The 20942-nt window shown below is 67.0% G+C and carries 33 protein-coding genes; all 33 read right to left on the bottom strand.

Annotation, left to right across the window (positions count from 1 at the left end; genetic code table 11):
- Positions 1-146: 146 nt before the first annotated feature.
- Positions 147-551 carry a 30S ribosomal protein S11 gene (gene rpsK / locus ACIP64_RS39085; protein WP_003956432.1) on the bottom strand — a complete coding sequence of 135 codons (405 nt, stop codon included), beginning with the start codon at positions 549-551 and terminating at the stop codon, positions 147-149.
- Between the two features lie 65 nt (positions 552-616).
- Complete coding sequence (gene rpsM, locus ACIP64_RS39080; RefSeq protein WP_089226450.1) at positions 617-997, bottom strand: 30S ribosomal protein S13; 381 nt, start codon at positions 995-997, stop codon at positions 617-619.
- 184 nt (positions 998-1181) lie between these two features.
- On the bottom strand, positions 1182-1295 hold the full coding sequence (gene rpmJ / locus ACIP64_RS39075; RefSeq protein WP_003956441.1) for a 50S ribosomal protein L36: 114 nt from the start codon (positions 1293-1295) through the stop codon (positions 1182-1184).
- 29 nt (positions 1296-1324) lie between these two features.
- On the bottom strand, positions 1325-1546 hold the full coding sequence (infA, locus tag ACIP64_RS39070) for a translation initiation factor IF-1 (RefSeq protein ID WP_003956442.1): 222 nt from the start codon (positions 1544-1546) through the stop codon (positions 1325-1327).
- 131 nt (positions 1547-1677) lie between these two features.
- Complete coding sequence (map, locus tag ACIP64_RS39065) at positions 1678-2517, bottom strand: type I methionyl aminopeptidase (RefSeq protein WP_401596936.1); 840 nt, start codon at positions 2515-2517, stop codon at positions 1678-1680.
- A gap of 91 nt (positions 2518-2608) precedes the next feature.
- Complete coding sequence (locus tag ACIP64_RS39060) at positions 2609-3283, bottom strand: adenylate kinase (protein WP_401596933.1); 675 nt, start codon at positions 3281-3283, stop codon at positions 2609-2611.
- A complete protein-coding gene (secY, locus tag ACIP64_RS39055) occupies positions 3283-4596 on the bottom strand; it encodes a preprotein translocase subunit SecY (protein ID WP_360902476.1) in 1314 nt (437 codons plus the stop codon). The genes ACIP64_RS39060 and secY overlap by 1 nt, the downstream gene beginning before the upstream one ends.
- A 210-nt stretch (positions 4597-4806) precedes the next feature.
- Entirely contained in the window at positions 4807-5271 is a 465-nt protein-coding gene (gene rplO, locus ACIP64_RS39050) for a 50S ribosomal protein L15 (protein WP_401596931.1), read from the bottom strand.
- Position 5272: 1 nt separating this feature from the next.
- Positions 5273-5455: a 50S ribosomal protein L30 gene (gene rpmD / locus ACIP64_RS39045; RefSeq protein ID WP_018558884.1), complete on the bottom strand. Its 183-nt coding sequence runs from the start codon at positions 5453-5455 to the stop codon at positions 5273-5275.
- On the bottom strand, positions 5455-6060 hold the full coding sequence (rpsE, locus tag ACIP64_RS39040; RefSeq protein WP_319658494.1) for a 30S ribosomal protein S5: 606 nt from the start codon (positions 6058-6060) through the stop codon (positions 5455-5457). Before rpsE ends, rpmD begins: the two co-directional genes overlap by 1 nt.
- Positions 6061-6100: 40 nt before the next feature.
- A complete protein-coding gene (rplR, locus tag ACIP64_RS39035) occupies positions 6101-6484 on the bottom strand; it encodes a 50S ribosomal protein L18 (protein WP_401596926.1) in 384 nt (127 codons plus the stop codon).
- A gap of 3 nt (positions 6485-6487) precedes the next feature.
- On the bottom strand, positions 6488-7027 hold the full coding sequence (rplF, locus tag ACIP64_RS39030) for a 50S ribosomal protein L6 (protein WP_401596924.1): 540 nt from the start codon (positions 7025-7027) through the stop codon (positions 6488-6490).
- A gap of 21 nt (positions 7028-7048) precedes the next feature.
- Positions 7049-7447 carry a 30S ribosomal protein S8 gene (gene rpsH, locus ACIP64_RS39025; protein ID WP_401596922.1) on the bottom strand — a complete coding sequence of 133 codons (399 nt, stop codon included), beginning with the start codon at positions 7445-7447 and terminating at the stop codon, positions 7049-7051.
- 212 nt (positions 7448-7659) lie between these two features.
- Entirely contained in the window at positions 7660-7845 is a 186-nt protein-coding gene (locus ACIP64_RS39020) for a type Z 30S ribosomal protein S14 (RefSeq protein WP_003948630.1), read from the bottom strand.
- 3 nt (positions 7846-7848) lie between these two features.
- Positions 7849-8418: a 50S ribosomal protein L5 gene (gene rplE / locus ACIP64_RS39015; protein ID WP_360902492.1), complete on the bottom strand. Its 570-nt coding sequence runs from the start codon at positions 8416-8418 to the stop codon at positions 7849-7851.
- The gene (gene rplX / locus ACIP64_RS39010) at positions 8418-8741 is read right to left on the bottom strand and encodes a 50S ribosomal protein L24 (protein WP_360902495.1); all 324 of its coding nucleotides are present in this window, start codon (positions 8739-8741) and stop codon (positions 8418-8420) included. The genes rplE and rplX overlap by 1 nt, the downstream gene beginning before the upstream one ends.
- A gap of 3 nt (positions 8742-8744) precedes the next feature.
- Positions 8745-9113, bottom strand: coding sequence for a 50S ribosomal protein L14 (rplN, locus tag ACIP64_RS39005; RefSeq protein ID WP_360902498.1), 369 nt, complete (start codon positions 9111-9113; stop codon positions 8745-8747).
- 157 nt (positions 9114-9270) lie between these two features.
- Entirely contained in the window at positions 9271-9555 is a 285-nt protein-coding gene (rpsQ, locus tag ACIP64_RS39000; RefSeq protein WP_401596917.1) for a 30S ribosomal protein S17, read from the bottom strand.
- Positions 9555-9779: a 50S ribosomal protein L29 gene (gene rpmC, locus ACIP64_RS38995; RefSeq protein WP_319658486.1), complete on the bottom strand. Its 225-nt coding sequence runs from the start codon at positions 9777-9779 to the stop codon at positions 9555-9557. The genes rpsQ and rpmC overlap by 1 nt, the downstream gene beginning before the upstream one ends.
- Positions 9779-10198 carry a 50S ribosomal protein L16 gene (rplP, locus tag ACIP64_RS38990; RefSeq protein ID WP_360902502.1) on the bottom strand — a complete coding sequence of 140 codons (420 nt, stop codon included), beginning with the start codon at positions 10196-10198 and terminating at the stop codon, positions 9779-9781. Before rplP ends, rpmC begins: the two co-directional genes overlap by 1 nt.
- Positions 10199-10203: 5 nt before the next feature.
- On the bottom strand, positions 10204-11043 hold the full coding sequence (gene rpsC / locus ACIP64_RS38985; RefSeq protein WP_401596912.1) for a 30S ribosomal protein S3: 840 nt from the start codon (positions 11041-11043) through the stop codon (positions 10204-10206).
- Positions 11043-11390, bottom strand: coding sequence for a 50S ribosomal protein L22 (gene rplV / locus ACIP64_RS38980; protein ID WP_018558874.1), 348 nt, complete (start codon positions 11388-11390; stop codon positions 11043-11045). Before rplV ends, rpsC begins: the two co-directional genes overlap by 1 nt.
- Positions 11391-11439: 49 nt before the next feature.
- On the bottom strand, positions 11440-11721 hold the full coding sequence (gene rpsS / locus ACIP64_RS38975) for a 30S ribosomal protein S19 (RefSeq protein ID WP_018558873.1): 282 nt from the start codon (positions 11719-11721) through the stop codon (positions 11440-11442).
- 12 nt (positions 11722-11733) lie between these two features.
- The gene (gene rplB, locus ACIP64_RS38970) at positions 11734-12570 is read right to left on the bottom strand and encodes a 50S ribosomal protein L2 (RefSeq protein WP_360902510.1); all 837 of its coding nucleotides are present in this window, start codon (positions 12568-12570) and stop codon (positions 11734-11736) included.
- Between the two features lie 47 nt (positions 12571-12617).
- Positions 12618-12944, bottom strand: a complete 327-nt coding sequence (rplW, locus tag ACIP64_RS38965; protein ID WP_319139009.1) for a 50S ribosomal protein L23 — start codon at positions 12942-12944, stop codon at positions 12618-12620.
- Positions 12944-13594 carry a 50S ribosomal protein L4 gene (gene rplD / locus ACIP64_RS38960; RefSeq protein WP_401596906.1) on the bottom strand — a complete coding sequence of 217 codons (651 nt, stop codon included), beginning with the start codon at positions 13592-13594 and terminating at the stop codon, positions 12944-12946. The genes rplW and rplD overlap by 1 nt, the downstream gene beginning before the upstream one ends.
- Positions 13595-13598: 4 nt before the next feature.
- A complete protein-coding gene (gene rplC / locus ACIP64_RS38955; protein WP_401596904.1) occupies positions 13599-14243 on the bottom strand; it encodes a 50S ribosomal protein L3 in 645 nt (214 codons plus the stop codon).
- A 14-nt stretch (positions 14244-14257) separates the two neighbouring features.
- Positions 14258-14566 (bottom strand): 30S ribosomal protein S10, encoded by a 309-nt coding sequence (gene rpsJ / locus ACIP64_RS38950; RefSeq protein WP_014144312.1) that lies wholly within the window; start codon positions 14564-14566, stop codon positions 14258-14260.
- A gap of 402 nt (positions 14567-14968) precedes the next feature.
- Entirely contained in the window at positions 14969-16153 is a 1185-nt protein-coding gene (locus ACIP64_RS38945; protein WP_401596901.1) for a S8 family peptidase, read from the bottom strand.
- Positions 16154-16363: 210 nt separating this feature from the next.
- Complete coding sequence (gene tuf, locus ACIP64_RS38940; protein ID WP_319658478.1) at positions 16364-17557, bottom strand: elongation factor Tu; 1194 nt, start codon at positions 17555-17557, stop codon at positions 16364-16366.
- A 171-nt stretch (positions 17558-17728) separates the two neighbouring features.
- Positions 17729-19855, bottom strand: a complete 2127-nt coding sequence (gene fusA, locus ACIP64_RS38935) for an elongation factor G (protein WP_401596898.1) — start codon at positions 19853-19855, stop codon at positions 17729-17731.
- 39 nt (positions 19856-19894) lie between these two features.
- On the bottom strand, positions 19895-20365 hold the full coding sequence (gene rpsG / locus ACIP64_RS38930; protein ID WP_018558864.1) for a 30S ribosomal protein S7: 471 nt from the start codon (positions 20363-20365) through the stop codon (positions 19895-19897).
- Between the two features lie 2 nt (positions 20366-20367).
- Positions 20368-20739, bottom strand: coding sequence for a 30S ribosomal protein S12 (gene rpsL / locus ACIP64_RS38925; protein ID WP_014144289.1), 372 nt, complete (start codon positions 20737-20739; stop codon positions 20368-20370).
- Between the last annotated feature and the right edge of the window lie 203 nt (positions 20740-20942).

Genomic DNA, 20942 nt, shown 5'->3' with positions numbered 1-20942 from the left:
TCTCCCCGGCCTTTTTTTGGGGGGGGGGGGGGGGGGGGGGGCCCCCCCCCCCCCCGCGGGGGGGGGGGGGGGGGGGGGGCGCCCCCCCCCCCCCCCCGCCCGGAACCCTCGTGATCAGCCGGCGCGAGGCACCGGCACACCACTGGTCAGACGCGCCGGCGCTTCGGCGGGCGGCATCCGTTGTGCGGGGTCGGCGTGACGTCCTGGATCGAGCCGACCTCCAGGCCGGTGGCCTGGAGCGAGCGGATCGCGGTCTCGCGGCCGGAGCCCGGGCCCTTGACGAACACATCGACCTTGCGCATGCCGTGCTCCTGCGCGCGACGCGCGGCCGACTCGGCGGCCATCTGCGCGGCGAACGGAGTCGACTTGCGCGAGCCCTTGAAGCCGACGTGGCCGGCGGAGGCCCAGGAGATCACGTTGCCGGACGGGTCCGTGATCGAAACGATGGTGTTGTTGAACGTGCTCTTGATGTGCGCGTGGCCGTGAGCGACGTTCTTCTTTTCCTTGCGGCGCACCTTCTTGGCAGCGCCCTGACGACCCTTGGGGGGCATCTACTAACTCCTACGGGAGGTGGTCGGTCCTACAGCGAAGACCGCTGACGAGCGTCCGCTGAGGACTACTTCTTGCCCGGCTTCTTCTTGCCGGCGATGGCGCGACGCGGGCCCTTGCGGGTGCGGGCGTTGGTGTGGGTGCGCTGGCCGTGGACCGGCAGGCCGCGACGGTGGCGCAGACCCTGGTAGCAGCCGATCTCGACCTTGCGACGGATGTCCGCCTGGATCTCGCGACGGAGGTCACCCTCGGTCTTGATGTTGGCGTCCACGTACTCGCGGATCTTGACCAGGTCCTCTTCGTCCAGGTCGCGAACGCGGGTGTTCGGGTTCACGCCCGTGGCGGCGAGGGTCTCCTGGGCGAGAGTGCGCCCAATGCCGAAGACGTAGGTGAGGGCGACCTCCACGCGCTTTTCGCGCGGGATGTCAACACCTGAAACGCGTGCCATTCAATGGCTCCTGTTGGTGTTCGGGGGTCTTCCGCAGCCCCACTCCTGACCGCCGTACGAGGTACGGATCAGGTCCCCGGCCCCCGGCCGGAGGTGTCGTCAGCCGCGAGGGGCTCGACGGGCGCTGCGTATGTACGAGTTGCTTGCGTCGCGCGAAGAACTGCGAAGTGCAGGTCGGTGTGCGTCAGCCCTGGCGCTGCTTGTGGCGCAGGTTGTCGCAGATGACCATGACCCGACCGTGACGGCGGATCACCTTGCACTTGTCGCAGATCTTCTTGACGCTCGGCTTGACCTTCATGGGATGTCAGGTTCTCCGGGTCGTGAGATCTACTTGTAGCGGTAGACGATCCGTCCGCGCGTGAGGTCGTAGGGAGACAGCTCCACAACGACTCGGTCATCCGGGAGGATACGGATGTAGTGCATCCGCATCTTGCCGCTGATGTGCGCGAGGACCTTGTGACCGTTCTGCAGCTCCACCTTGAACATAGCGTTCGGCAGAGATTCGATCACAGTGCCTTCGATCTCAATGGCGCCTTGCTTCTTGGCCATGTCCTGCTTTCGGGATCGGCTACCTTGGTCGGCTTTTGGCATGCCTGAAGACATACGTGAGCCGACGTGTCAGTCTACGCCAGGCATCCGCGAAAGACGAATCCGGGGTGTATGCCCCCGAATGAAGATCATTAAGCAAGCGGGTCGGGCGCCGCCGTGACCCCGAACTCCGCCAGCCTGGCCTTGCCGCCGTCCTCGGCGGTCAGGACCAGCGGACCCTGCTCGGTCACGGCGACCGAGTGCTCCCAGTGCGAGGCCCAGGTGCCGTCGGTGGTGACCACCGTCCACTGGTCCTCGAGCACCCGGGTGTGCGGGGTGCCCAGGCTGACCATCGGCTCGATGGCCAGGCACATGCCCGGCACCAGCTTCGGCCCGCGGCCCCGGCCGCGCTCGACGTAGTTCAGCACGTGCGGCTCCATGTGCATGGCAGAGCCGATGCCGTGGCCGCCGTAGCCCTCGACGATCCCGTACTTGCCCTTGGGGGGCAGCGGCTGCCGGCGGATGTAGGACTCCACTCCGCGGCTGATGTCCTGGAGCCGGTTGTTCTTCTTCACCTGGGCGATGCCGGACCACATCGAGCCCTCGGTGGTCGCGCTCAGCTGCAGCAGTTCCGGGGCGACCGCACCGACCGGGACGGTGATCGCGGCGTCGCCGTGCCAGCCGTCGACGATCGCGCCGCAGTCGATGGAGATCAGATCGCCCTCCTGCAGCACCCGCCCGCCGGGGATGCCGTGCACGACCTCGTCGTTCACCGACGCGCAGATGACCCCGGGGAACCACAGACCGCCGTGGTCGGCCTTGAAGTTGGAGGTGGCACCGTGGTCGGCGATCACCTTGGCCGCGATCTCGTCCAGATCGCCGGTGCTCACCCCGGGCGCGACCGCGTCGCGGCACGCCTTGAGCGCCGCCGCGACGACCAGCCCCGCGGCGCGCATCTTCGCGATCTGCTCGGGGGTCTTGATCTCCACCATCGGCTCTGGCCTTCCTCAGTGCAGCGATTAGCTCAACGGTACGGCCGCGGCGTCCTCCCGGACACCGCGGCCGTAACGGACTTCTACGGGTTCAGGCGGCGCTGTCGCCCGTGGTCTTCTTGACCCCCAGGGCTTCCATCGCCCGCTGGGTGACCTCGGAGACCTTGCCCAGGGCCGAGATCGTGCGGACCAGGCCCTGCTGCTTGTAATAGTCGATGATCGGCTCGGTCTTGCTGTGGTACTCCTCGAGCCGTACCCGGACCTTCTCCTCGGTGTCGTCCGAGCGCTGGTAGAGCTCGCCACCGCACTCGTCGCAGACACCATCGGCGGCCGGAGGGTTGTAGACCACGTGGAAGACGTGGCTCCCGTCCTTGCGGCACAGCCGGCGACCGGCGATCCGCTTGACGACCTCTTCCTCGGGCACTTCGAGGTCCAGGACGGCGTCCAGCGCTATCCCGTTCTCGGCGAGGATCGTGTCGAGCGCCTGGGCCTGGCCCACGTTCCGCGGGAAGCCGTCCAGCAGGAAGCCGTTCCCGGCGTCCGGCTGCAGCATGCGGTCCTGGGCCATGCCGATGGTGATCTCGTCGGGAACCAGCCGGCCGGCGTCCATGTACTCCTGGGCCTTGCGGCCCAGCTCCGTGCCCTGGCTGATGTTCGCCCGGAAGAGGTCGCCCGTGGAGATGTGCGGGATCGACAGGTTCCTGGCAAGGTACGCGGCCTGCGTACCCTTGCCGGCCCCGGGGGGCCCGACGAGGACAATGCGCATCAGCGGAGGAACCCTTCGTAGTTACGCTGCTGAAGCTGGCTCTCGATCTGCTTCACGGTTTCCAGGCCGACACCCACGATGATCAGGATGCTCGTCCCGCCGAACGGGAAGTTCTGGTTCGCGTTGAACAGCACCAGCGCCACAGTGGGCACCAGGGCGATCAGACCCAGGTACATCGCGCCCGGCCACGTGATGCGGTTGAGCACGTAGCTGAGGTACTCCGCGGTGGGTCGACCAGCCCGGATGCCCGGGATGAACCCACCATACTTCTTCATGTTGTCCGCGACTTCCTCGGGGTTGAACGAGATGGCCACGTAGAAGAAGGCGAAGAAGACGATCAGCAGGAAGTACGTGACGATGTAGACCGGGTGATCGCCCTTGACCAGGTTGTCCCTGACCCAGTTTGCCCACGTTGAGGTGGATCCGCTGAACTGGACGACCAGTGACGGGATGTACAGGAGCGATGACGCGAAGATGACGGGAATCACACCCGCCTGGTTCACCTTCAGCGGGATGTAGGTGGACGTACCGCCGTAGGAACGGCGGCCGATCATGCGCTTGGCGTACTGCACGGGAACCCGGCGCTGCGCCTGCTCCACGAAGACCACCAGGGCCACCATCGCCAGGCCGACGAGGATGACCGCGCCGAACTCGACCCAGCCGTCCGCGATCTTGCCGGACTTCTTGATCGCCCAGAGGGCGCCGGGGAAGCCGGCCGCGATGGACAGGAACATCAGGATCGACATGCCGTTGCCGATACCGCGGTCGGTGATCAGCTCGCCCAGCCACATGATGAACGCGGTACCCGCGGTCATCGTGATGACCATCGTGACCGTCGTGAAGATCGACTGGTTCGGGACGATGCTGAAGCGCTCGGTGCATCCCTGGAACAGGCTGCCGGAGCGGGCGGTCGCCACCAGGCCGGTGCCCTGCAGGACCGCGAGGGCCACCGTCAGGTAACGGGTGTACTGCGTGATCTTGGTCTGGCCGGCCTGACCCTCCTTCTTGAGGGCCTCGAGCCGGGGGATGACCACGGTCAGCAGCTGCAGGATGATGCTCGCCGTGATGTACGGCATGATCCCGAGCGCGAAGATGGTCAGCTGAAGGAGCGCGCCGCCGCTGAAGAGGTTCACCAGGCCGAAGAGACCCTGGCTACCCTGCACCTCCTTGATGCACTGGTTCACGACCTGGTAGTCGATCCCCGGGATCGGGATGTGCGCACCCAGCCGGAACAGCACCATGATGCCCAGCGTGAACAGCAGCTTCTTGCGCAGGTCGGGCGTCCTGAACGCCCGGGCGAACGCGGTGAGCACGGTGCCTCCTGCGCCCCCCGCTTCTTGGGCGGGAGGTAACGGTTGAACAGCAACGAATACGAGTGTGGTCCCAGACCCGCGTCAGCACACAGGCTTCACGAGACTAGCAGCGTCTGCCACCTTACCGGCGCAGGACCATCGCTTGGAATGAACAACCGGGGATGCTCCGCACAATGTGCGGAACATCCCCGGTCGGGTGTTGCATCACTCTCAGACGAGCTCGGTGACCGAGCCGCCCGCAGCGGTGATCTTCTCCTTGGCGGAGCCGGAGACCGCGTCAACGGAAACCTGCAGCGCGACGGAGACCTCGCCGGTGCCGAGCACCTTGACGAGCTGGTTCTTGCGCACCGCGCCCTTGGCGACCAGATCGGCCACCGTGACCTCGCCACCCTCGGGGTAGAGCGCGGTCAGCTTGTCCAGGTTCACGACCTGGAACTCGGTGCGGAAGGGGTTCTTGAAGCCCTTCAGCTTCGGCAGACGCATGTGGAGGGGCATCTGCCCACCCTCGAAGCGCGCCGGAACCTGGTAACGGGCCTTGGTGCCCTTGGTACCACGACCGGCCGTCTTGCCCTTGGACGCCTCACCACGACCCACACGGGTCTTGGCGGTCTTGGCACCGGGGGCCGGACGGAGGTTGTGGACCTTCAGCGGGTTCGACGTGTTGTCGGTTCCCATGTCAGTCGACCTCCTCGACCGTGACGAGGTGGCGGACGGTGTGGACCATGCCGCGGATCTCCGGGCGGTCCTCCTTGACCACGACGTCGTTCAGCCGCTTCAGGCCGAGCGAACGCAGGGTGTCACGGTGGTTCTGCTTGCTGCCGATGTACGACTTGACCTGCGTGACCTTGAGGCGAGCCATTACGCACCCACCCCAGCACGCGCCCGGAGCAGAGCCGCGGGAGCCACGTCCTCCAGGGGCAGGCCACGGCGGGCGGCGATCTCCTCGGGGCGCTGCAGGCCCTGAAGAGCGGCCACCGTGGCGTGCACGATGTTGATCGCGTTGTCGGAGCCGAGCGACTTCGACAGAACGTCGTGGATGCCGGCGCACTCCAGAACGGCGCGCACCGGACCACCGGCGATCACACCCGTACCGGGAGAAGCAGGCTTGAGCAGGACAACGCCCGCGGCCTTCTCGCCCTGGATGGGGTGGGGGATGGTGCCCTGGATGCGGGGGACCTTGAAGAAGTGCTTCTTGGCCTCCTCAACGCCCTTGGCGATGGCGGCCGGCACCTCCTTGGCCTTGCCGTAACCGACACCCACGGTGCCGTCACCGTCGCCCACCACGACCAGCGCGGTGAAGCTGAAGCGACGACCACCCTTCACAACCTTGGCGACGCGGTTGATCGCGACAACGCGCTCAACGTACGCGGTCTTCTCGGCAGCAGCTGCGCCGCCGTCACGGCCCTTCCGGTCCCGCCGCTCGCCGCCACCGGCACCGCCACCGCGGCGCTGGGGTCCAGCCATTGGATTACCTCTCTCTGTTTCCGCTAGCTACGGAACCGGCTCAGAAACCGAGCCCGGCTTCGCGGGCGGCGTCGGCAAGGGCGGCAATGCGCCCGGCGTACCGGTTGCCACCACGGTCGAACACGACGGTCTCGACACCGGCCGCCTTGGCGCGCTCGGCGACCAGCTGGCCGACCTTCTTCGCCTGCTCGGTCTTGTCGCCCTCGACACCACGGATCGAGGTGTCCAGGTGCGACGCCGAGGCCAGCGTGTGGCCCTTGAGGTCGTCGATGACCTGCGCCGTGATACCGCGGTTGGACCGGGTCACGACCAGGCGCGGACGCGCCTCGGTGCCCGAGACACGCTTGCGGACCCGGATGTGGCGGCGCTTCTTGGCCGCGCCCTTGTAAGCATCGCCCTTGGCGATCTTCACACCGTATGCCATGGCTTACTTACCCGCCTTTCCGACCTTGCGGCGGATGACTTCGCCCTCGTACTTGACGCCCTTGGCCTTGTACGGGTCGGGCTTCCGCAGCTTGCGGATGTTCGCGGCGACCTCGCCGACCTTCTGCTTGTCGATGCCCTCGACCGAGAACCGGGTGGGGTTCTCGACCTTGAAGGAGATGCCCTCGGGGGCCTCGACAAGGATCGGGTGGCTGTAGCCCAGGGCGAACTCCAGGTTGGAGCCCTTCGCCTGGACGCGGTAGCCGACACCGCTGATCTCGAGCTTCTTCACGTAGCCCGCGGTCACGCCGGTGATCATGTTCGCCACCAGCGTGCGGGACAGGCCGTGCAGGGCCTTGTTCTGACGCTCGTCGTTCGGGCGCGACACCTGCAGGGTGCCGTCCTCGCCCTTGGCGATGTCGATCGGCGCGGCAACGGTGTGGGTCAGGGAACCCTTGGGGCCCTTCACCGAGACCGTCCGGCCATCGATGGTGACGTCCACGCCGGCGGGAACCGGGATGGGCAGCCGTCCAATTCGCGACATGGCTTTACCTCCGTTTCCCGACTACCAGACGTAGGCGAGGACTTCCCCACCCACGCCCTTCTTGTTCGCCTGCTTGTCGGTGAGGAGCCCGTGGGAGGTGGAGATGATCGCCACGCCCAGGCCGCCGAGCACCTTCGGCAGGTTGGTGGACTTTGCATAGACCCGCAGACCGGGCTTGCTGATGCGCTTGATGCCGGCGATCGAGCGCTCGCGGTTCGGACCGAACTTCAGCTCGAGAACGAGGGCCTTGCCGACCTCGGCGTCCTCGACCTTCCAGCCGGTGATGTAACCCTCCTGCTGGAGGATCTCCGCGATGTGCGACTTGATCTTGCTGAACGGCATGGTGACGTCATCGTGGTACGCGGAGTTCGCGTTCCGCAGACGTGTCAGCATGTCTGCGATCGGGTCAGTCATGGTCATGTGATGGCCTTAGGCCTCTCTCGCCGGGGTTTCCTATCTGCGCCATCCCTCTCCCCCACTCAGACTGGGGACGGGTGCGGCGCGGGGACCTACGGCGTAGTAAGACGGTCATGGGCGACGAGCGCCCAACCCTTCTACCTTACGGTATGCGGGGCTGGGCTCCCGCCGTCCTTGATGCTCACCGAGAGTCCCGGCACAACCCAGAAGGGTTGTTACCAGGAGCTCTTGGTCACGCCCGGCAGCTCGCCGCGGTGCGCCATCTCACGAAGGCACACACGGCACAGGCCGAACTTGCGGTACACGGAGTGCGGACGGCCGCAGCGCTGGCAGCGCGTGTAGCCACGCACGCCGAACTTGGGCTTGCGGGCGGCCTTCGCGATAAGAGCCTTCTTCGCCACGGCTCACGCCTCCTTGAACGGGAAGCCGAGGTGACGAAGGAGCGCGCGGCCCTCAGCGTCGTTGGTCGCCGTGGTCACCACGGTGATGTCCATACCCCGGGTGCGGTCGATCTTGTCCTGGTCGATCTCGTGGAACATGACCTGCTCCGTGAGACCGAAGGTGTAGTTGCCACGGCCGTCGAACTGCTTCGGCGACAGGCCGCGGAAGTCGCGGATGCGCGGAAGCGCGAGCGACAGCAGCCGGTCCAGGAACTCCCACATGCGGTCACCGCGGAGGGTGACGTGGGCGCCGATCGGCTGACCCTCACGCAGCTTGAACTGCGCGATGGACTTCCGGGCCTTGGTGACGGCCGGCTTCTGGCCGGTGATCGTGGTGAGGTCGCGGATCGCGCCCTCGATCAGCTTGGAGTCGCGGGCGGCGTCGCCCACACCCATGTTGACCACGATCTTGGTGAGACCGGGGATCTGCATGACGTTCTCGTACTGGAACTCGTCACGCATCTTGCCCGCGATCTCCTCGCGGTAGCGCGCCTTCAGACGCGGCTTCACGTGCGTCGTGTCGGTGGTAGTCATCAGATGTCCTCACCGGTCCGCTTCGCAACGCGGATCTTGTTGCCCTCGTCGTCGAAGCGGTAGCCGACGCGAGTGACGACCTTGTTGCCGTCCTTCTCCACGACCAGCTGGACGTTGGAGACGTGGACGGGGGCCTCGGTCGTGATGATGCCGCCGGTCTTCGAACCGCGGTCCGTCTGGCCGGCCTTCGTGTGCTTCTTGACCCGGTTGACACCTTCGACCAGGACACGGTCCTCAGTGGGGTAGGCCGCGATGACCTTGCCCTGCTTGCCCTTGTCCTTGCCGGTGATGACCTGGACCAGGTCGCCCTTCTTGATCTTCATCGGTTACAGCACCTCCGGCGCGAGCGAGATGATCTTCATGAACTTCTTCTCGCGCAGCTCCCGGCCCACGGGGCCGAAGATGCGGGTGCCGCGGGGGTCACCGTCGTTCTTGAGGATGACGGCCGCGTTCTCGTCGAAGCGGATGTACGAGCCGTCGGCACGGCGGCGCTCCTTGACGGTGCGCACGACGACCGCCTTGACGACGTCGCCCTTCTTCACGTTGCCACCGGGGATCGCGTCCTTGACGGTGGCGACGATGACATCACCGATTCCCGCGTAGCGGCGACCTGAGCCGCCGAGCACACGGATGCAAAGGATTTCCTTCGCACCAGTGTTGTCGGCGATGCGGAGTCGCGACTCCTGCTGGATCACGTCTATCTCCTGATCGTCTGCCGGTTCCCGCAGGATCCTTGCGGATCACTCTGCGAGCCTGGCGGAACCGTCCTGCGGGATGTTCCCCGCAGGAATTGCTGACCGGCTCCGGACCGGCCGCGTGCGAACACGCGGCCGATCCGGCTGCCGGCGGGTGTTACTTGGCCTTCTCGAGGATCTCGACGACGCGCCAGCGCTTGCTCGCGGACAGCGGCCGGGTCTCCATGAGGAGGACACGGTCGCCGATGCCCGCGGCGTTCTGCTCGTCGTGCGCCTTGAGCTTGTTGGTGCGGCGGATGACCTTGCCGTAGAGGGCGTGCTTCACACGGTCCTCGACGGCGACCACGACGGTCTTGTCCATCTTGTCGCTCACCACGAGACCCTCACGGGTCTTGCGGTCGCCGCGCTGCTCGCTGCTCTCAGTCACATTCTTCTCGCTCATCAGGCGTTCTCCACCGTCTCGATGCCGAGCTCACGCTCACGCATGAGGGTGTAGATCCGGGCGATGTCCTTGCGGACGATCTTCAGCCGGGAGTTGTTCTCGAGCTGTCCGGTGGCCGCCTGGAAGCGGAGGTTGAACAGCTCCTCCTTGGCCTCACGCAGCTTGCCGACGAGTTCCTCGTCGCCCAGCTGACGCAGCTCGGTCGCCTTGGTACCGGCCGCCATCACAGCTCACCTGCCTCGCGCCGGACGATCCGGCACTTCATCGGAAGCTTGTGGGCAGCTCGGGTGAGCGCCTCACGCGCAACCTTCTCGTTCGGGAAGGACAGCTCGAACATCACCCGACCGGGCTTGACGTTCGCGATCCACCACTCAGGGGAGCCCTTACCGGAACCCATGCGGGTTTCGGCCGGCTTCTTCGTGAGGGGACGGTCCGGGTAGATGTTGATCCAGACCTTGCCGCCACGGCGGATGTGACGGGTGATGGCGATACGAGCGGACTCGATCTGCCGGTTCGTCACGTAGGCCGGGGTCAGGGCCTGGATGCCGTACTCACCGAACGCCAGCTCGGTGCCACCCTTGGCCATGCCATCGCGGTTGGGGTGGTGCTGCTTACGGTGCTTGACCCGACGGGGGATCAGCATGGGGGTCAGGCCTCCGTTCCAGTGGTCTCCGCGGCCGGAGCCTCAGCGGTGGTCGCCTCGGCCTTGGGGGCCTGGGCGTCACCCTGAGGACGACGGCCGCGGCCGCCGCGCTCGCCACCGCGGCGCTGCGGGCGCTCGTTGCCGCCACCGCCGCCGGCGCCGCCGCGGGCCGGGCGGTTGCCGGCACGGGCAGCGGCGTTGTCCGCGCGGACCTCGGCGATGTTCTTGACATTGCCCTTGTAGATCCAGACCTTCACGCCGATACGGCCGAAGGTCGTCTTGGCCTCGAAGAAGCCGTAGTCGACGTTGGCGCGCAGCGTGTGCAGCGGAACGCGACCCTCGCGGTAGAACTCCGAGCGGGACATCTCGGCGCCGCCGAGACGGCCACCGCACTGGATCTTGATGCCCTTGGCGCCGGCCTTCATCGTGCTCTGCATGCTCTTGCGCATGGCACGACGGAAGGAGACGCGGGAGGACAGCTGCTCGGCGACGGCCTGGGCCACCAGCTGAGCGTCCGTCTCCGGGTTCTTGACCTCGAGGATGTTCAGCTGGACCTGCTTGCCGGTCAGCTTCTCCAGGTCGCCGCGGATGCGGTCGGCCTCCGCGCCGCGACGGCCGATGACGATGCCCGGCCGGGCGGTGTGGATGTCGACGCGGACGCGGTCACGGGTGCGCTCGATCTCCACCTTGGAGATGCCGGCCCGCTCCATGCCCTGCGTCATCATCCGGCGGATGGCGACGTCTTCCTTGACGTAGTCCTTGTACAGCTTGTCGGCGTACCACCGGGACTTGAAGTCCGTGGTGATGCCGAGGCGGAACCCGTACGGGTTAACCTTCTGGCCCATTACCGGGTTCCTTCCTTGCTGCTGACGACCACGGTGATGTGGCTGGTCCGCTTACGGATCCGGTAGGCACGACCCTGCGCACGCGGACGGAACCGCTTCAGGGTCGGGCCCTCGTCCACGAACGCCTCGCTGATGTACAGCGACTGGGCGTCGGTGTGGTCGTAGTTGTGCGCGGCGTTGGCAATGGCGCTGTCGAGCACCTTGCCCACCGGCACGCTCGCGGCCTGCGGGGCGAAACGCAGGACCGCCTGAGCCTCCGTGGCACTCATGCCACGGATGAGGTCCACCACGCGGCGGGCCTTCATGGGCGTGACGCGGATGTACCGCGCCTGGGCCCTGGCTTCCATGGTTGTCCCTTCGGTGTCTGTCTTTGTCGTCACTTTTCCGCTCCGCAGGTCAGCGACGACGCGACTTGCGGTCGTCCTTCTCGTGGCCGCGGAAGGTGCGGGTCGGCGCGAACTCGCCGAGCTTGTGGCCGACCATCGACTCGGTGACAAACACCGGGACGTGCTTACGGCCGTCGTGCACCGCGATCGTGTGGCCCAGCATCGCCGGGATGATCATCGAGCGGCGGGACCAGGTCTTGATGACGTTGTGGGTACCGGCCTCGTTCTGAACGTCCACCTTCTTGATCAGGTGGTCGTCGACGAAGGGCCCCTTCTTGAGACTGCGCGGCATCTAAACCCGCTCCTAGCGCTTCTTGTTCGTCTTGCGGCGGCGGACGATGTACTTGCTGCTGGCCTTCTTCGGCGAGCGAGTACGACCTTCCTTCTGACCCCACGGGCTGACCGGGTGGCGACCACCGGAGGTCTTGCCCTCACCACCACCGTGCGGGTGGTCGACGGGGTTCATGGCCACACCGCGGACGGTCGGGCGGACGCCCTTCCAGCGCATACGGCCGGCCTTGCCCCAGTTGATGTTCGACTGCTCGGCGTTGCCGACCTCACCGATGGTGGCGCGGCAGCGGACGTCGACCAGGCGGACTTCACCGGACGGCATGCGAAGGGTGGCCATGGAGCCCTCCTTCGCCAGCAGCTGCACCGAAGAGCCCGCGGAACGGGAGATCTTCGCGCCGCCGCCGGGACGCAGCTCGATGGCGTGCACCGTCGTACCGACCGGGATGTAGCGCAGCGGCAGGTTGTTGCCCGGCTTGATGTCGGCCCCGGGGCCGTTCTCGATCCGGTCACCCTGGCTCAGCTTGGCCGGGGCCAGGATGTAGCGCTTCTCGCCGTCCGCGTAGTGCAGGAGCGCGATGCGCGCGGTGCGGTTGGGGTCGTACTCGATGTGCGCGACCTTGGCCGGCACGCCGTCCTTGTCGTGACGACGGAAGTCGATCACGCGGTAGGCGCGCTTGTGGCCACCACCCTGGTGGCGAACGGTCACACGACCGGCGTTGTTACGGCCGCCCTTGCTGTGCAGGGGGCGGACCAGCGACTTCTCCGGCGTGGACCGCGTGACCTCGACAAAGTCGGCGACGCTGGAGCCACGACGGCCCGGGGTCGTCGGCTTGTACTTGCGGATACCCATTTCTCAGTCCTCGGAATATTCCGGACTTCGACACGTACCGGTCCCCGTTAGGAGACCGGGCCGCCGAAGATGTCGATGCGGTCGCCCTCGGCGAGGGTCACGATGGCGCGCTTGGTGTCCTTGCGCTTGCCGAAACCGGTCTTGGTGCGCTTGCGCTTGCCCTGACGGTTGATCGTGTTGACCCCGGTGACCTTGACCGAGAAGACCGCCTCGACGGCCTGCTTGATCTGGGTCTTGTTCGCGCGCGGGTCGACGACGAACGTGTACTTGTTCTCGTCCAGCAGCGCGTAGCTCTTCTCGGAGACCACCGGCTTGACCAGGATGTCACGGTGGTCCGTGAAGGTCCGGCTGGTGATCGCGGTCTGCTCGGCCATCAGGCGTCGCTCCCTTCGGTCTCGGCGGCGCCGTTACCGATGAAGCGGTCGAAGGCGGCCTTGGTGAAGACCACGTCGTCGGAGACGAGCACGTCGTACGTGTTCAGCTGGCCGGCCTCCAGGATGTGCACCTGGGGCAGGTTGCGCGCGGACAGCCACGCGGCCTCTTCGGCGCGGTCGGCGACGAGCAGCACGTTCTTGCGGTCGCTGATCTTGCCCAGCAGCACCTTGGCGGCCTTCGTCGACGGGGACTCGCCCTCGATGACGCCGGTCACGACGTGGATGCGGTTGTGACGCGCCCGGTCGGTGAGGGCACCGCGCAGGGCGGCGGCCTTCATCTTCTTCGGGGTCCGCTGCGAGTAGTCACGCGGCACGGGACCGTGCACGACGCCACCACCGGCGAACTGCGGGGCGCGGGTCGAACCCTGACGGGCGCGGCCGGTGCCCTTCTGGCGGTACGGCTTCTTGCCGCCACCGCGGACCTCGCCACGCGTCTTGACCTTGTGCGTGCCCTGACGGGCGGCGGCCAGCTGCGCCACGACGACCTGGTGGATCAGCGGGATGCTGACCTTCGCGTCGAAGATCTCGCCCGGGAGCTCAAGGGTCCCGGTCTTGTCGCCGGCGGGCGACAGAATGTCAATGGTGCTCATGTCCTCAGGCCCCCTTGGCCGCGGTGCGGACCAGGACGAGGCCGCCGTTCGGGCCGGGAACCGCGCCCTTGATGAGCAGCAGGCCCTTCTCCGCGTCAACGGCGTGAATGGTCAGGTTCTGGGTGGTGACCCGCTCGTTGCCCATGCGGCCCGCCATGCGCATCCCCTTGAACACACGGCCCGGGGTGGCGCAGCCACCGATGGAACCGGGAGAGCGGTGCTTGCGCTGGGTGCCGTGACCGGCGCCGAGGCCCTTGAAGTTGTGACGCTTCATGACACCGGCGAAGCCCTTGCCCTTGCTCTTGCCGGTGACGTCCACCTTCACGCCGGCCTCGAAGAGCTCGGCGGTGATCTCCTGGCCGAGGCTGTACTCGGCGGCGTCGGAGGTGCGGAGCTCCACCAGGTGGCGGCGGGGGGTCACGTCGGCCTTGGCGAAGTGGCCCTTGAGGGGCTTGTTCACCTTGCGCGGGTCGATCTCGCCGAAGGCGATCTGGACCGACTCGTAACCGTCGACCTCGTTCGTACGGACCTGGGTCACGACGTTCGGACCGGCCTTGACCACGGTCACCGGGACGACACGGTTGTTCTCGTCCCAGACCTGGGTCATGCCGAGCTTCTCGCCCAGGATGCCCTTGATCTGCTTAGCCATCTGTTCCGCGCCTCTCAGAGCTTGATCTCGATGTCAACGCCGGCCGGAAGGTCCAGGCGCATCAGCGAGTCAACGGTCTTGGGCGTCGGGTCGAGGATGTCGATCAGGCGCTTGTGCGTGCGCATCTCGAAGTGCTCGCGCGAGTCCTTGTACTTGTGCGGCGACTTGATGACGCAGTACACGTTCTTCTCAGTGGGCAGCGGCACCGGGCCCGCGACCTGCGCACCAGTACGCGTCACCGTCTCGACGATCTTCTTCGCCGAAGAGTCGATGACCTCGTGGTCGTAGGCCTTGAGCCGGATGCGGATCTTCTGTCCCGCCATGGCTACTTCGTAGTCCTGTCTAGTAGTAACGCTCTGGAACTCGGTGGTTCGACCGTCTTCTCCGACCCACGCGGTCGGGCGTGTCGCGCCCCTTCTTGTAAATCTCCGCATGGCGGAGACCCTCAGGGAGGGGATACGTGGGAGAAGACACCCACCGAGCGCCTGGTGAGCACCCCGCTGACACTTCCCGGAAGATTCCCGTACGTCCGCCACCCCGCCTGGGGCGGAGAGTGACGACGAGTACTGTGGGACTCGCTTCCGGTCCTCCCGACGGGAGGCGCGCAACATCGGCGCTCGACCGAGCAACCCGGCTAGTCTGCCATACCGGACGTGCCGGACGCCAATCGGGCCGGGTAGCTTACCCCGCCCGCGCCGGACTCCAAACCCGCCCCCGGGCCCGGGTCACAGGCCCCCGGTGTACAGCAGCAGCCGCGGTGTCCCGGCGGGCAGCTGCGCGGGCACGTCCGGCGTGGCGTTCGCGGTCAGCCAGGCTGCCAGGGCGGCCGTCGGCACGTCGCCGTGGGTGTCCTTGTAGAGCGCGGCGACGCCGGTGACATGGGGCGCCGCCATGGACGTGCCGCTCATCCTCGTGAAACCGTCGCCCCGGGCGGCCGAGGTGATGTTCGTGCCCGGCGCGTTGATGTCCACGCACGGGCCCCAGTTGCTGAACTCCGCCTTGCGGTCGGACTCGTCGACGGCGGCGACGGTGTACGCGTCCGGGGCCCCCGCCGGCGAGGTACCGCAGGCGTCGGTGTCGCCGTTGCCCGCCGCGACGACCGGGAAGACCCCGGCCGCGGCCAGCCCCTCGACCGCCCGCTCCGAGGCCTCCGTGTGCGGCCCGCCGACGGACAGGTTGGCGACGGCCGGCTTCACGGCGTGCTCCGCCACCCAGTTGACGCCCGCCACGACCGAGGCGATCGAACCGCTCCCGTCGCAGCCCAGCACCCGCACCGACACCAGGCGGGTGCCGCGGGCCACGCCCGAGTGCGCGCCGCCGACCGTCCCGGCGACATGGGTGCCGTGGCCGTTGCAGTCCACGCCGTCCCGGCCGTCCCCCACGACGTCGTAGCCGGACACCGCCCGCCCGCCGAACTCCTCGTGCCCGAAGTCGATACCGGTGTCGATGATGTACGAGGTGACCTTGGCGCCGGTCGCGCGCACCGAGAAGCCGGTCGCGCCCGCCTCCCGGTGGTTGATCCGGGCCAGGCCCCACGAGACGTCGTCGGCGAAGGTCGTCACCGCCCGCGGCCGGGGCACCGTCACCACCGCGTCCTGCTCCACCGCCCGCACACCGGGCACCGTGCGCAGCTCCGTGACCTGCCGGTCGGTCAGCCTGGCCGCGAAGCCCAACAGGGCGCTGGTGTACGTGAACATGGGCGCCGCGCCCACCTCCCGCACAACCGACCGCGGGTCCGTGCCGGCCGCCAGGGTCACCAGGTACTGCCCCGCGATACCGCCCTCCGCGGCCATCCTGAGCGGCGCCGGGGCCGGGGGCGGCGCCACCGCCCCGGAGGTGCCTGCCGGGACGGCGAGAGAGGCCGTGAGGGCTGCGGCGACGGCCGCGAGCCGGCGCGGGGATATGCGCATGCGGGGGGCTCCAGGACTCGTACGGGTGTGCACCGAACGCAATCATTCGTAACACCCGGTCACCGGACCCCGCCCGCCCGGAGCGCCATTGGTGGTACCCGGCCGCCGCCTGCCGCCGGCACAACACCGAGGGCCCCGGCCCACCGCTCACGCGGTGGGCCGGGGCCCTCGTACAGCTCGCCTACGGCAAGCGGCAGATCGCCGGGATCCTTACTTCAGGATCTTGGTGACCTGGCCGGCGCCGACGGTCCGGCCACCCTCGCGGATGGCGAACTTCAGGCCCTCCTCCATGGCGATCGGCTGGATCAGCGCGACCGTCATGGCGGTGTTGTCGCCCGGCATGACCATCTCGGTGCCCTCGGGGAGGGTCACGACGCCGGTCACGTCCGTGGTACGGAAGTAGAACTGCGGGCGGTAGTTGTTGAAGAACGGGGTGTGACGGCCACCCTCGTCCTTCGACAGGATGTAGGCCTGGGCCTCGAAGTCGGTGTGCGGCGTGACCGAACCCGGCTTGATGATGACCTGGCCGCGCTCGACGTCCTCGCGCTTGATGCCGCGGAGCAGCAGACCGACGTTCTCACCGGCCTGGCCCTCGTCGAGCAGCTTGCGGAACATCTCGATGCCGGTGACCGTGGTGGTGGTCTTCTCGGTCTTGATGCCGATGATGTCGACGGTCTCGTTGACCTTGAGCACACCACGCTCGATGCGGCCGGTGACGACGGTGCCACGACCGGTGATCGTGAAGACGTCCTCGATCGGCATCAGGAACGGCTTGTCGACGTCGCGCTCGGGGGTGGGGATGGCCTCGTCCACGGCGGACATGAGGCCGAGGAGCTTCTCGCCCCACTCCTTGTCGCCCTCGAGGGCCTTGAGCGCGGAGACGCGCACGACCGGCAGGTCGTCGCCCGGGAACTCGTACTCGGAGAGCAGCTCGCGGACCTCGAGCTCGACGAGCTCCAGGATCTCCTCGTCGTCCACCATGTCGGCCTTGTTCAGGGCGACGACGATGTAGGGAACGCCGACCTGGCGGGCCAGGAGCACGTGCTCCTTGGTCTGCGGCATCGGGCCGTCGGTGGCGGCGACCACGAGGATGGCGCCGTCCATCTGCGCGGCACCGGTGATCATGTTCTTGATGTAGTCCGCGTGACCCGGGCAGTCGACGTGGGCGTAGTGACGCGCCTCGGTCTGGTACTCGACGTGCGCGATGGAGATGGTGATACCGCGCTGGCGCTCCTCGGGAGCCTTGTCGATCTGGTCGAAGGCCGAGGCCTCGTTCAGGTCCGGGTACGCGTCGTGCAGCACCTTGGTAATGGCGGCCGTGAGGGTCGTCTTACCGTGGTCGATGTGACCGATGGTGCCGATGTTGACGTGCGGCTTAGTCCGCTCGAACTTCGCCTTCGCCACTGGGGTCCTCCTGTGAAGTGGTTCTGGTACGCCTTACTTCATCGGCGCCAGGTGATCTTTGCTGGGTTGCGGGCGGCCGGGGTACCCGACGCTCCCCTTGCGGTTTGCGGCGGAATACCCCGAAGCCTCCCGGTCAAGCCTACGGCGTGTGCGCAGCGTGAAGAACTGCGGTTACTCGCCCTTGGCCTTCGCGATGATCTCCTCGGCGACGTTCTTGGGAACCTCGGCGTAGGAGTCGAACTGCATCGAGTAGCTTGCGCGACCCGACGTCTTGCTGCGGAGGTCGCCGACGTAGCCGAACATCTCCGACAGCGGGACCAGGGCCTTGACGACGCGGGCGCCGGCGCGCTCCTCCATGGCCTGGATCTGGCCACGGCGGGAGTTGATGTCGCCGATGACGTCGCCCATGGACTCCTCGGGCGTGGTGACCTCGACGGCCATCATCGGCTCGAGCAGCACGGGGCTCGCCTTGCGCGCGCCCTCCTTGAAGGCCTGCGAACCGGCGATCTTGAACGCCAGCTCGGAGGAGTCGACCTCGTGGTAGGCACCGTCGAGAAGGATGATGCGGACGCCCACCATTTCGTAGCCGGCCAGGATGCCGAACTTCATGGCCTCCTGCGCACCCGCGTCCACCGACGGGATGTACTCGCGGGGGATGCGGCCACCGGTGACCTGGTTGACGAACTCGTAGTTGGCGTCGCCACCCTCGAGAGGCTCGATGGCGATCTGGACCTTCGCGAACTGGCCCGTACCACCGGTCTGCTTCTTGTGGGTGTAGTCGATCCGCTCGACCTTCTTGCGAATGGTCTCGCGGTACGCCACCTGCGGCTTGCCGACGTTGGCCTCGACCTTGAACTCACGGCGCATGCGGTCGACCAGCACCTCGAGGTGCAGTTCGCCCATACCGCCGATGATGGTCTGGCCGGTCTCCTCGTCCGAGTGGACCTGGAAGGAGGGGTCCTCCTCCGCGAGACGCTGGATGGCGACACCCAGCTTCTCCTGGTCGCCCTTGGACTTGGGCTCGATCGCGACCTGGATGACCGGCGCCGGGAAGTCCATGGACTCCAGGATCACCGGGTGCTTCTCGTCGCTCAGCGTCTCACCGGTGGTGGTCTGCTTCAGGCCCATGACGGCGACGATGTCGCCGGCGCCCACCGACTCGATCTCCTCACGCTTGTTCGCGTGCATGCGGTAGATCTTGCCGATGCGCTCCTTGCGGCCCTTCACGGAGTTCAGCACGGCGGTGCCGGACTCCAGACGGCCGGAGTACACGCGGACGAAGGTGAGCTTGCCGAGGTGCGGGTCGCTCATGATCTTGAACGCCAGCGCCGACAGCGGCTCCTCGTCGGACGGCTTGCGCTTGACGACCTCCTCCGCGTTGCCGACCGCGTGGCCCTCGATGGCCTCGACGTCCAGCGGGGAGGGGAGGTAGCGCACGACCGCGTCGAGCAGGGGCTGCACGCCCTTGTTCTTGAAGGCGGTGCCGCAGAAGACCGGGGTGACGGTGACGCCGTCGCCCTTGCCGGAGTTGATGGTGACGCGGCGGATGGCCGCGTACAGCTGCTCCTCGGTGGGCTCAGTGCCCTCCAGGTACAGCTCCATCATCTCTTCGTCGTTCTCGGCGACGGCCTCGAGCATCTTGCCGCGCCACTCGTCGGCCGCCTCGGTGTGCGTGGCCGGGATGTCGACGACGTCGTACATCTCGCCCTTGGTCGCTTCCGCGGACCAGACCAGGGCCTTCATGCGGACCAGGTCCACAACGCCCTTGAAGTCGGCCTCGGCACCGATCGGCAGCTGCATGACGATCGCCGTCGCGCCCAGCCGGTCCTTGATCATGTCGACGCAGCGGTGGAACTCCGCGCCGGTACGGTCAAGCTTGTTGACGAAGCAGATACGCGGCACGCCGTAGCGGTCCGCCTGACGCCACACGGTCTCGGACTGCGGCTCGACACCGGCGACACCGTCGAACACCGTCACGGCACCGTCGAGCACGCGCAGCGAACGCTCCACCTCGACGGTGAAGTCGACGTGGCCCGGCGTGTCGATGATGTTGATCGTGTGGTCGACGTTGTCCATCGGCCAGTGACAGGTGGTCGCGGCAGACGTGATCGTGATGCCGCGCTCCTGCTCCTGCTCCATCCAGTCCATCGTGGCAGCGCCGTCGTGGACCTCACCGATCTTGTACGAGACACCGGTGTAGAACAGGATCCGCTCGGTGGTCGTCGTCTTGCCCGCGTCGATGTGGGCCATGATCCCGATATTGCGGACCCTGGCCAGGTCAAGTGAAGTGGTAGCCATAAGGCTTCAGTCTTCTCTCGGTTCTCGATGGGGTAGCGACTACCAGCGGTAGTGCGCGAAGGCCTTGTTGGACTCGGCCATCTTGTGGGTGTCCTCGCGGCGCTTGACCGCGGCACCCAGACCGTTGCTGGCGTCCATCAGCTCGTTCATCAGACGCTCGGTCATGGTCTTCTCGCGGCGCGCGCGGGAGTAACCCACGAGCCAGCGCAGCGCCAGGGTGTTGGCACGACCGGGGCGGACCTCGATCGGGACCTGGTAGGTCGCACCACCGACACGGCGGGACTTGACCTCCAGGGAGGGCTTGACGTTCTCCAGGGCGCGCTTGAGCGTGATGACCGGGTCCTGGCCGGTCTTCTCGCGCAGGCCCTCGAGGGCGCCGTACACGATGCGCTCGGCGGTGGAGCGCTTCCCGTGCAGGAGGATCTTGTTGACGAGCGACGTCACCAGAGGAGAACCGTAGACCGGGTCGATGATGACCGGGCGCTTCGGGGCGGGGCCCTTACGAGGCATTCTTACTTCTCCTTCTTGGCGCCGTAGCGGCTGCGGGCCTGCTTGCGGTTCTTGACACCCTGGGTGTCAAGAGAACCGCGGATGATCTTGTAGCGAACACCCGGCAGGTCCTTCACACGGCCACCACGCACGAGCACGATGGAGTGCTCCTGCAGGTTGTGACCCTCACCCGGGATGTAAGCGGTGACCTCGATGCCGCTGGTCAGTCGCACACGGGCGACCTTGCGCAGGGCAGAGTTCGGCTTCTTCGGGGTGGTCGTGTAGACGCGCGTGCAGACGCCGCGGCGCTGCGGGGAACCCTTCAGCGCGGGCGTCTTGTTCTTCTCGACCTTGTCCTGCCGGCCCTTTCGGACCAGCTGCTGGATCGTAGGCACCGTTTCTCCGGTTTCTGTGTGCCGATCTCGATACTTCTAACCTGGGGTTTCCCCGACCCACGCGGTCGGGTGTGTCGCGAGCCCCATACGCTTCCCACCGAAACGGAAAGTGCGTATTGTCGGCGTGTCGCGGCGTTCGGCCTCGGAATCCCGCACGGACAAGTGCACGCGCAGGAACCCGGGCACACCCCAGGCACAAGGTC

The sequence above is a fragment of the Streptomyces sp. NPDC088733 genome (assembly GCF_044751185.1).
GTDB lineage: Bacteria > Actinomycetota > Actinomycetes > Streptomycetales > Streptomycetaceae > Actinacidiphila.
Note: the sequence above shows the minus strand (reverse complement) of the source record. Positions and strands in the feature narration are given on the sequence as shown.

Excerpts from the sequence above, each read along its gene's own strand:
- rplV (WP_018558874.1), bottom strand. The coding sequence starts at position 11,390 with ATGGAAGCCAGGGCCCAGGCGCGGTACATCCGCGTCACGCCCATGAAG.
- rplR (WP_401596926.1), bottom strand. The coding sequence starts at position 6,484 with ATGGCATACGGTGTGAAGATCGCCAAGGGCGATGCTTACAAGGGCGCG.
- infA (WP_003956442.1), bottom strand. The coding sequence starts at position 1,546 with ATGGCCAAGAAGCAAGGCGCCATTGAGATCGAAGGCACTGTGATCGAA.
- rpsG (WP_018558864.1), bottom strand. The coding sequence starts at position 20,365 with ATGCCTCGTAAGGGCCCCGCCCCGAAGCGCCCGGTCATCATCGACCCG.
- map (WP_401596936.1), bottom strand. The coding sequence starts at position 2,517 with ATGGTGGAGATCAAGACCCCCGAGCAGATCGCGAAGATGCGCGCCGCG.
- rpsM (WP_089226450.1), bottom strand. The coding sequence starts at position 997 with ATGGCACGCGTTTCAGGTGTTGACATCCCGCGCGAAAAGCGCGTGGAG.
- rpmJ (WP_003956441.1), bottom strand. The coding sequence starts at position 1,295 with ATGAAGGTCAAGCCGAGCGTCAAGAAGATCTGCGACAAGTGCAAGGTG.
- rpsH (WP_401596922.1), bottom strand. The coding sequence starts at position 7,447 with ATGACCATGACTGACCCGATCGCAGACATGCTGACACGTCTGCGGAAC.
- rpsE (WP_319658494.1), bottom strand. The coding sequence starts at position 6,060 with ATGGCTGGACCCCAGCGCCGCGGTGGCGGTGCCGGTGGCGGCGAGCGG.
- rplC (WP_401596904.1), bottom strand. The coding sequence starts at position 14,243 with ATGGCTAAGCAGATCAAGGGCATCCTGGGCGAGAAGCTCGGCATGACC.
- rplP (WP_360902502.1), bottom strand. The coding sequence starts at position 10,198 with ATGCTGATCCCCCGTCGGGTCAAGCACCGTAAGCAGCACCACCCCAAC.
- rplW (WP_319139009.1), bottom strand. The coding sequence starts at position 12,944 with ATGGCCGAGCAGACCGCGATCACCAGCCGGACCTTCACGGACCACCGT.
- rplD (WP_401596906.1), bottom strand. The coding sequence starts at position 13,594 with ATGAGCACCATTGACATTCTGTCGCCCGCCGGCGACAAGACCGGGACC.
- ACIP64_RS38945 (WP_401596901.1), bottom strand. The coding sequence starts at position 16,153 with ATGCGCATATCCCCGCGCCGGCTCGCGGCCGTCGCCGCAGCCCTCACG.
- rplF (WP_401596924.1), bottom strand. The coding sequence starts at position 7,027 with ATGTCGCGAATTGGACGGCTGCCCATCCCGGTTCCCGCCGGCGTGGAC.
- rplX (WP_360902495.1), bottom strand. The coding sequence starts at position 8,741 with ATGAAGATCAAGAAGGGCGACCTGGTCCAGGTCATCACCGGCAAGGAC.
- rplE (WP_360902492.1), bottom strand. The coding sequence starts at position 8,418 with ATGACTACCACCGACACGACGCACGTGAAGCCGCGTCTGAAGGCGCGC.
- rpsK (WP_003956432.1), bottom strand. The coding sequence starts at position 551 with ATGCCCCCCAAGGGTCGTCAGGGCGCTGCCAAGAAGGTGCGCCGCAAG.
- ACIP64_RS39060 (WP_401596933.1), bottom strand. The coding sequence starts at position 3,283 with ATGCGCATTGTCCTCGTCGGGCCCCCCGGGGCCGGCAAGGGTACGCAG.
- rpsJ (WP_014144312.1), bottom strand. The coding sequence starts at position 14,566 with ATGGCGGGACAGAAGATCCGCATCCGGCTCAAGGCCTACGACCACGAG.
- fusA (WP_401596898.1), bottom strand. The coding sequence starts at position 19,855 with ATGGCTACCACTTCACTTGACCTGGCCAGGGTCCGCAATATCGGGATC.
- rplO (WP_401596931.1), bottom strand. The coding sequence starts at position 5,271 with ATGGGAACCGACAACACGTCGAACCCGCTGAAGGTCCACAACCTCCGT.
- rpmC (WP_319658486.1), bottom strand. The coding sequence starts at position 9,779 with ATGGCGGCCGGTACCAAGGCGACCGAGCTGCGTCAGCTGGGCGACGAG.
- rpsC (WP_401596912.1), bottom strand. The coding sequence starts at position 11,043 with ATGGGCCAGAAGGTTAACCCGTACGGGTTCCGCCTCGGCATCACCACG.
- rpsQ (WP_401596917.1), bottom strand. The coding sequence starts at position 9,555 with ATGAGCGAGAAGAATGTGACTGAGAGCAGCGAGCAGCGCGGCGACCGC.
- rpmD (WP_018558884.1), bottom strand. The coding sequence starts at position 5,455 with ATGGCTCGCCTCAAGGTCACGCAGGTCAAGTCGTACATCGGCAGCAAG.
- rplB (WP_360902510.1), bottom strand. The coding sequence starts at position 12,570 with ATGGGTATCCGCAAGTACAAGCCGACGACCCCGGGCCGTCGTGGCTCC.
- rpsS (WP_018558873.1), bottom strand. The coding sequence starts at position 11,721 with ATGCCGCGCAGTCTCAAGAAGGGGCCCTTCGTCGACGACCACCTGATC.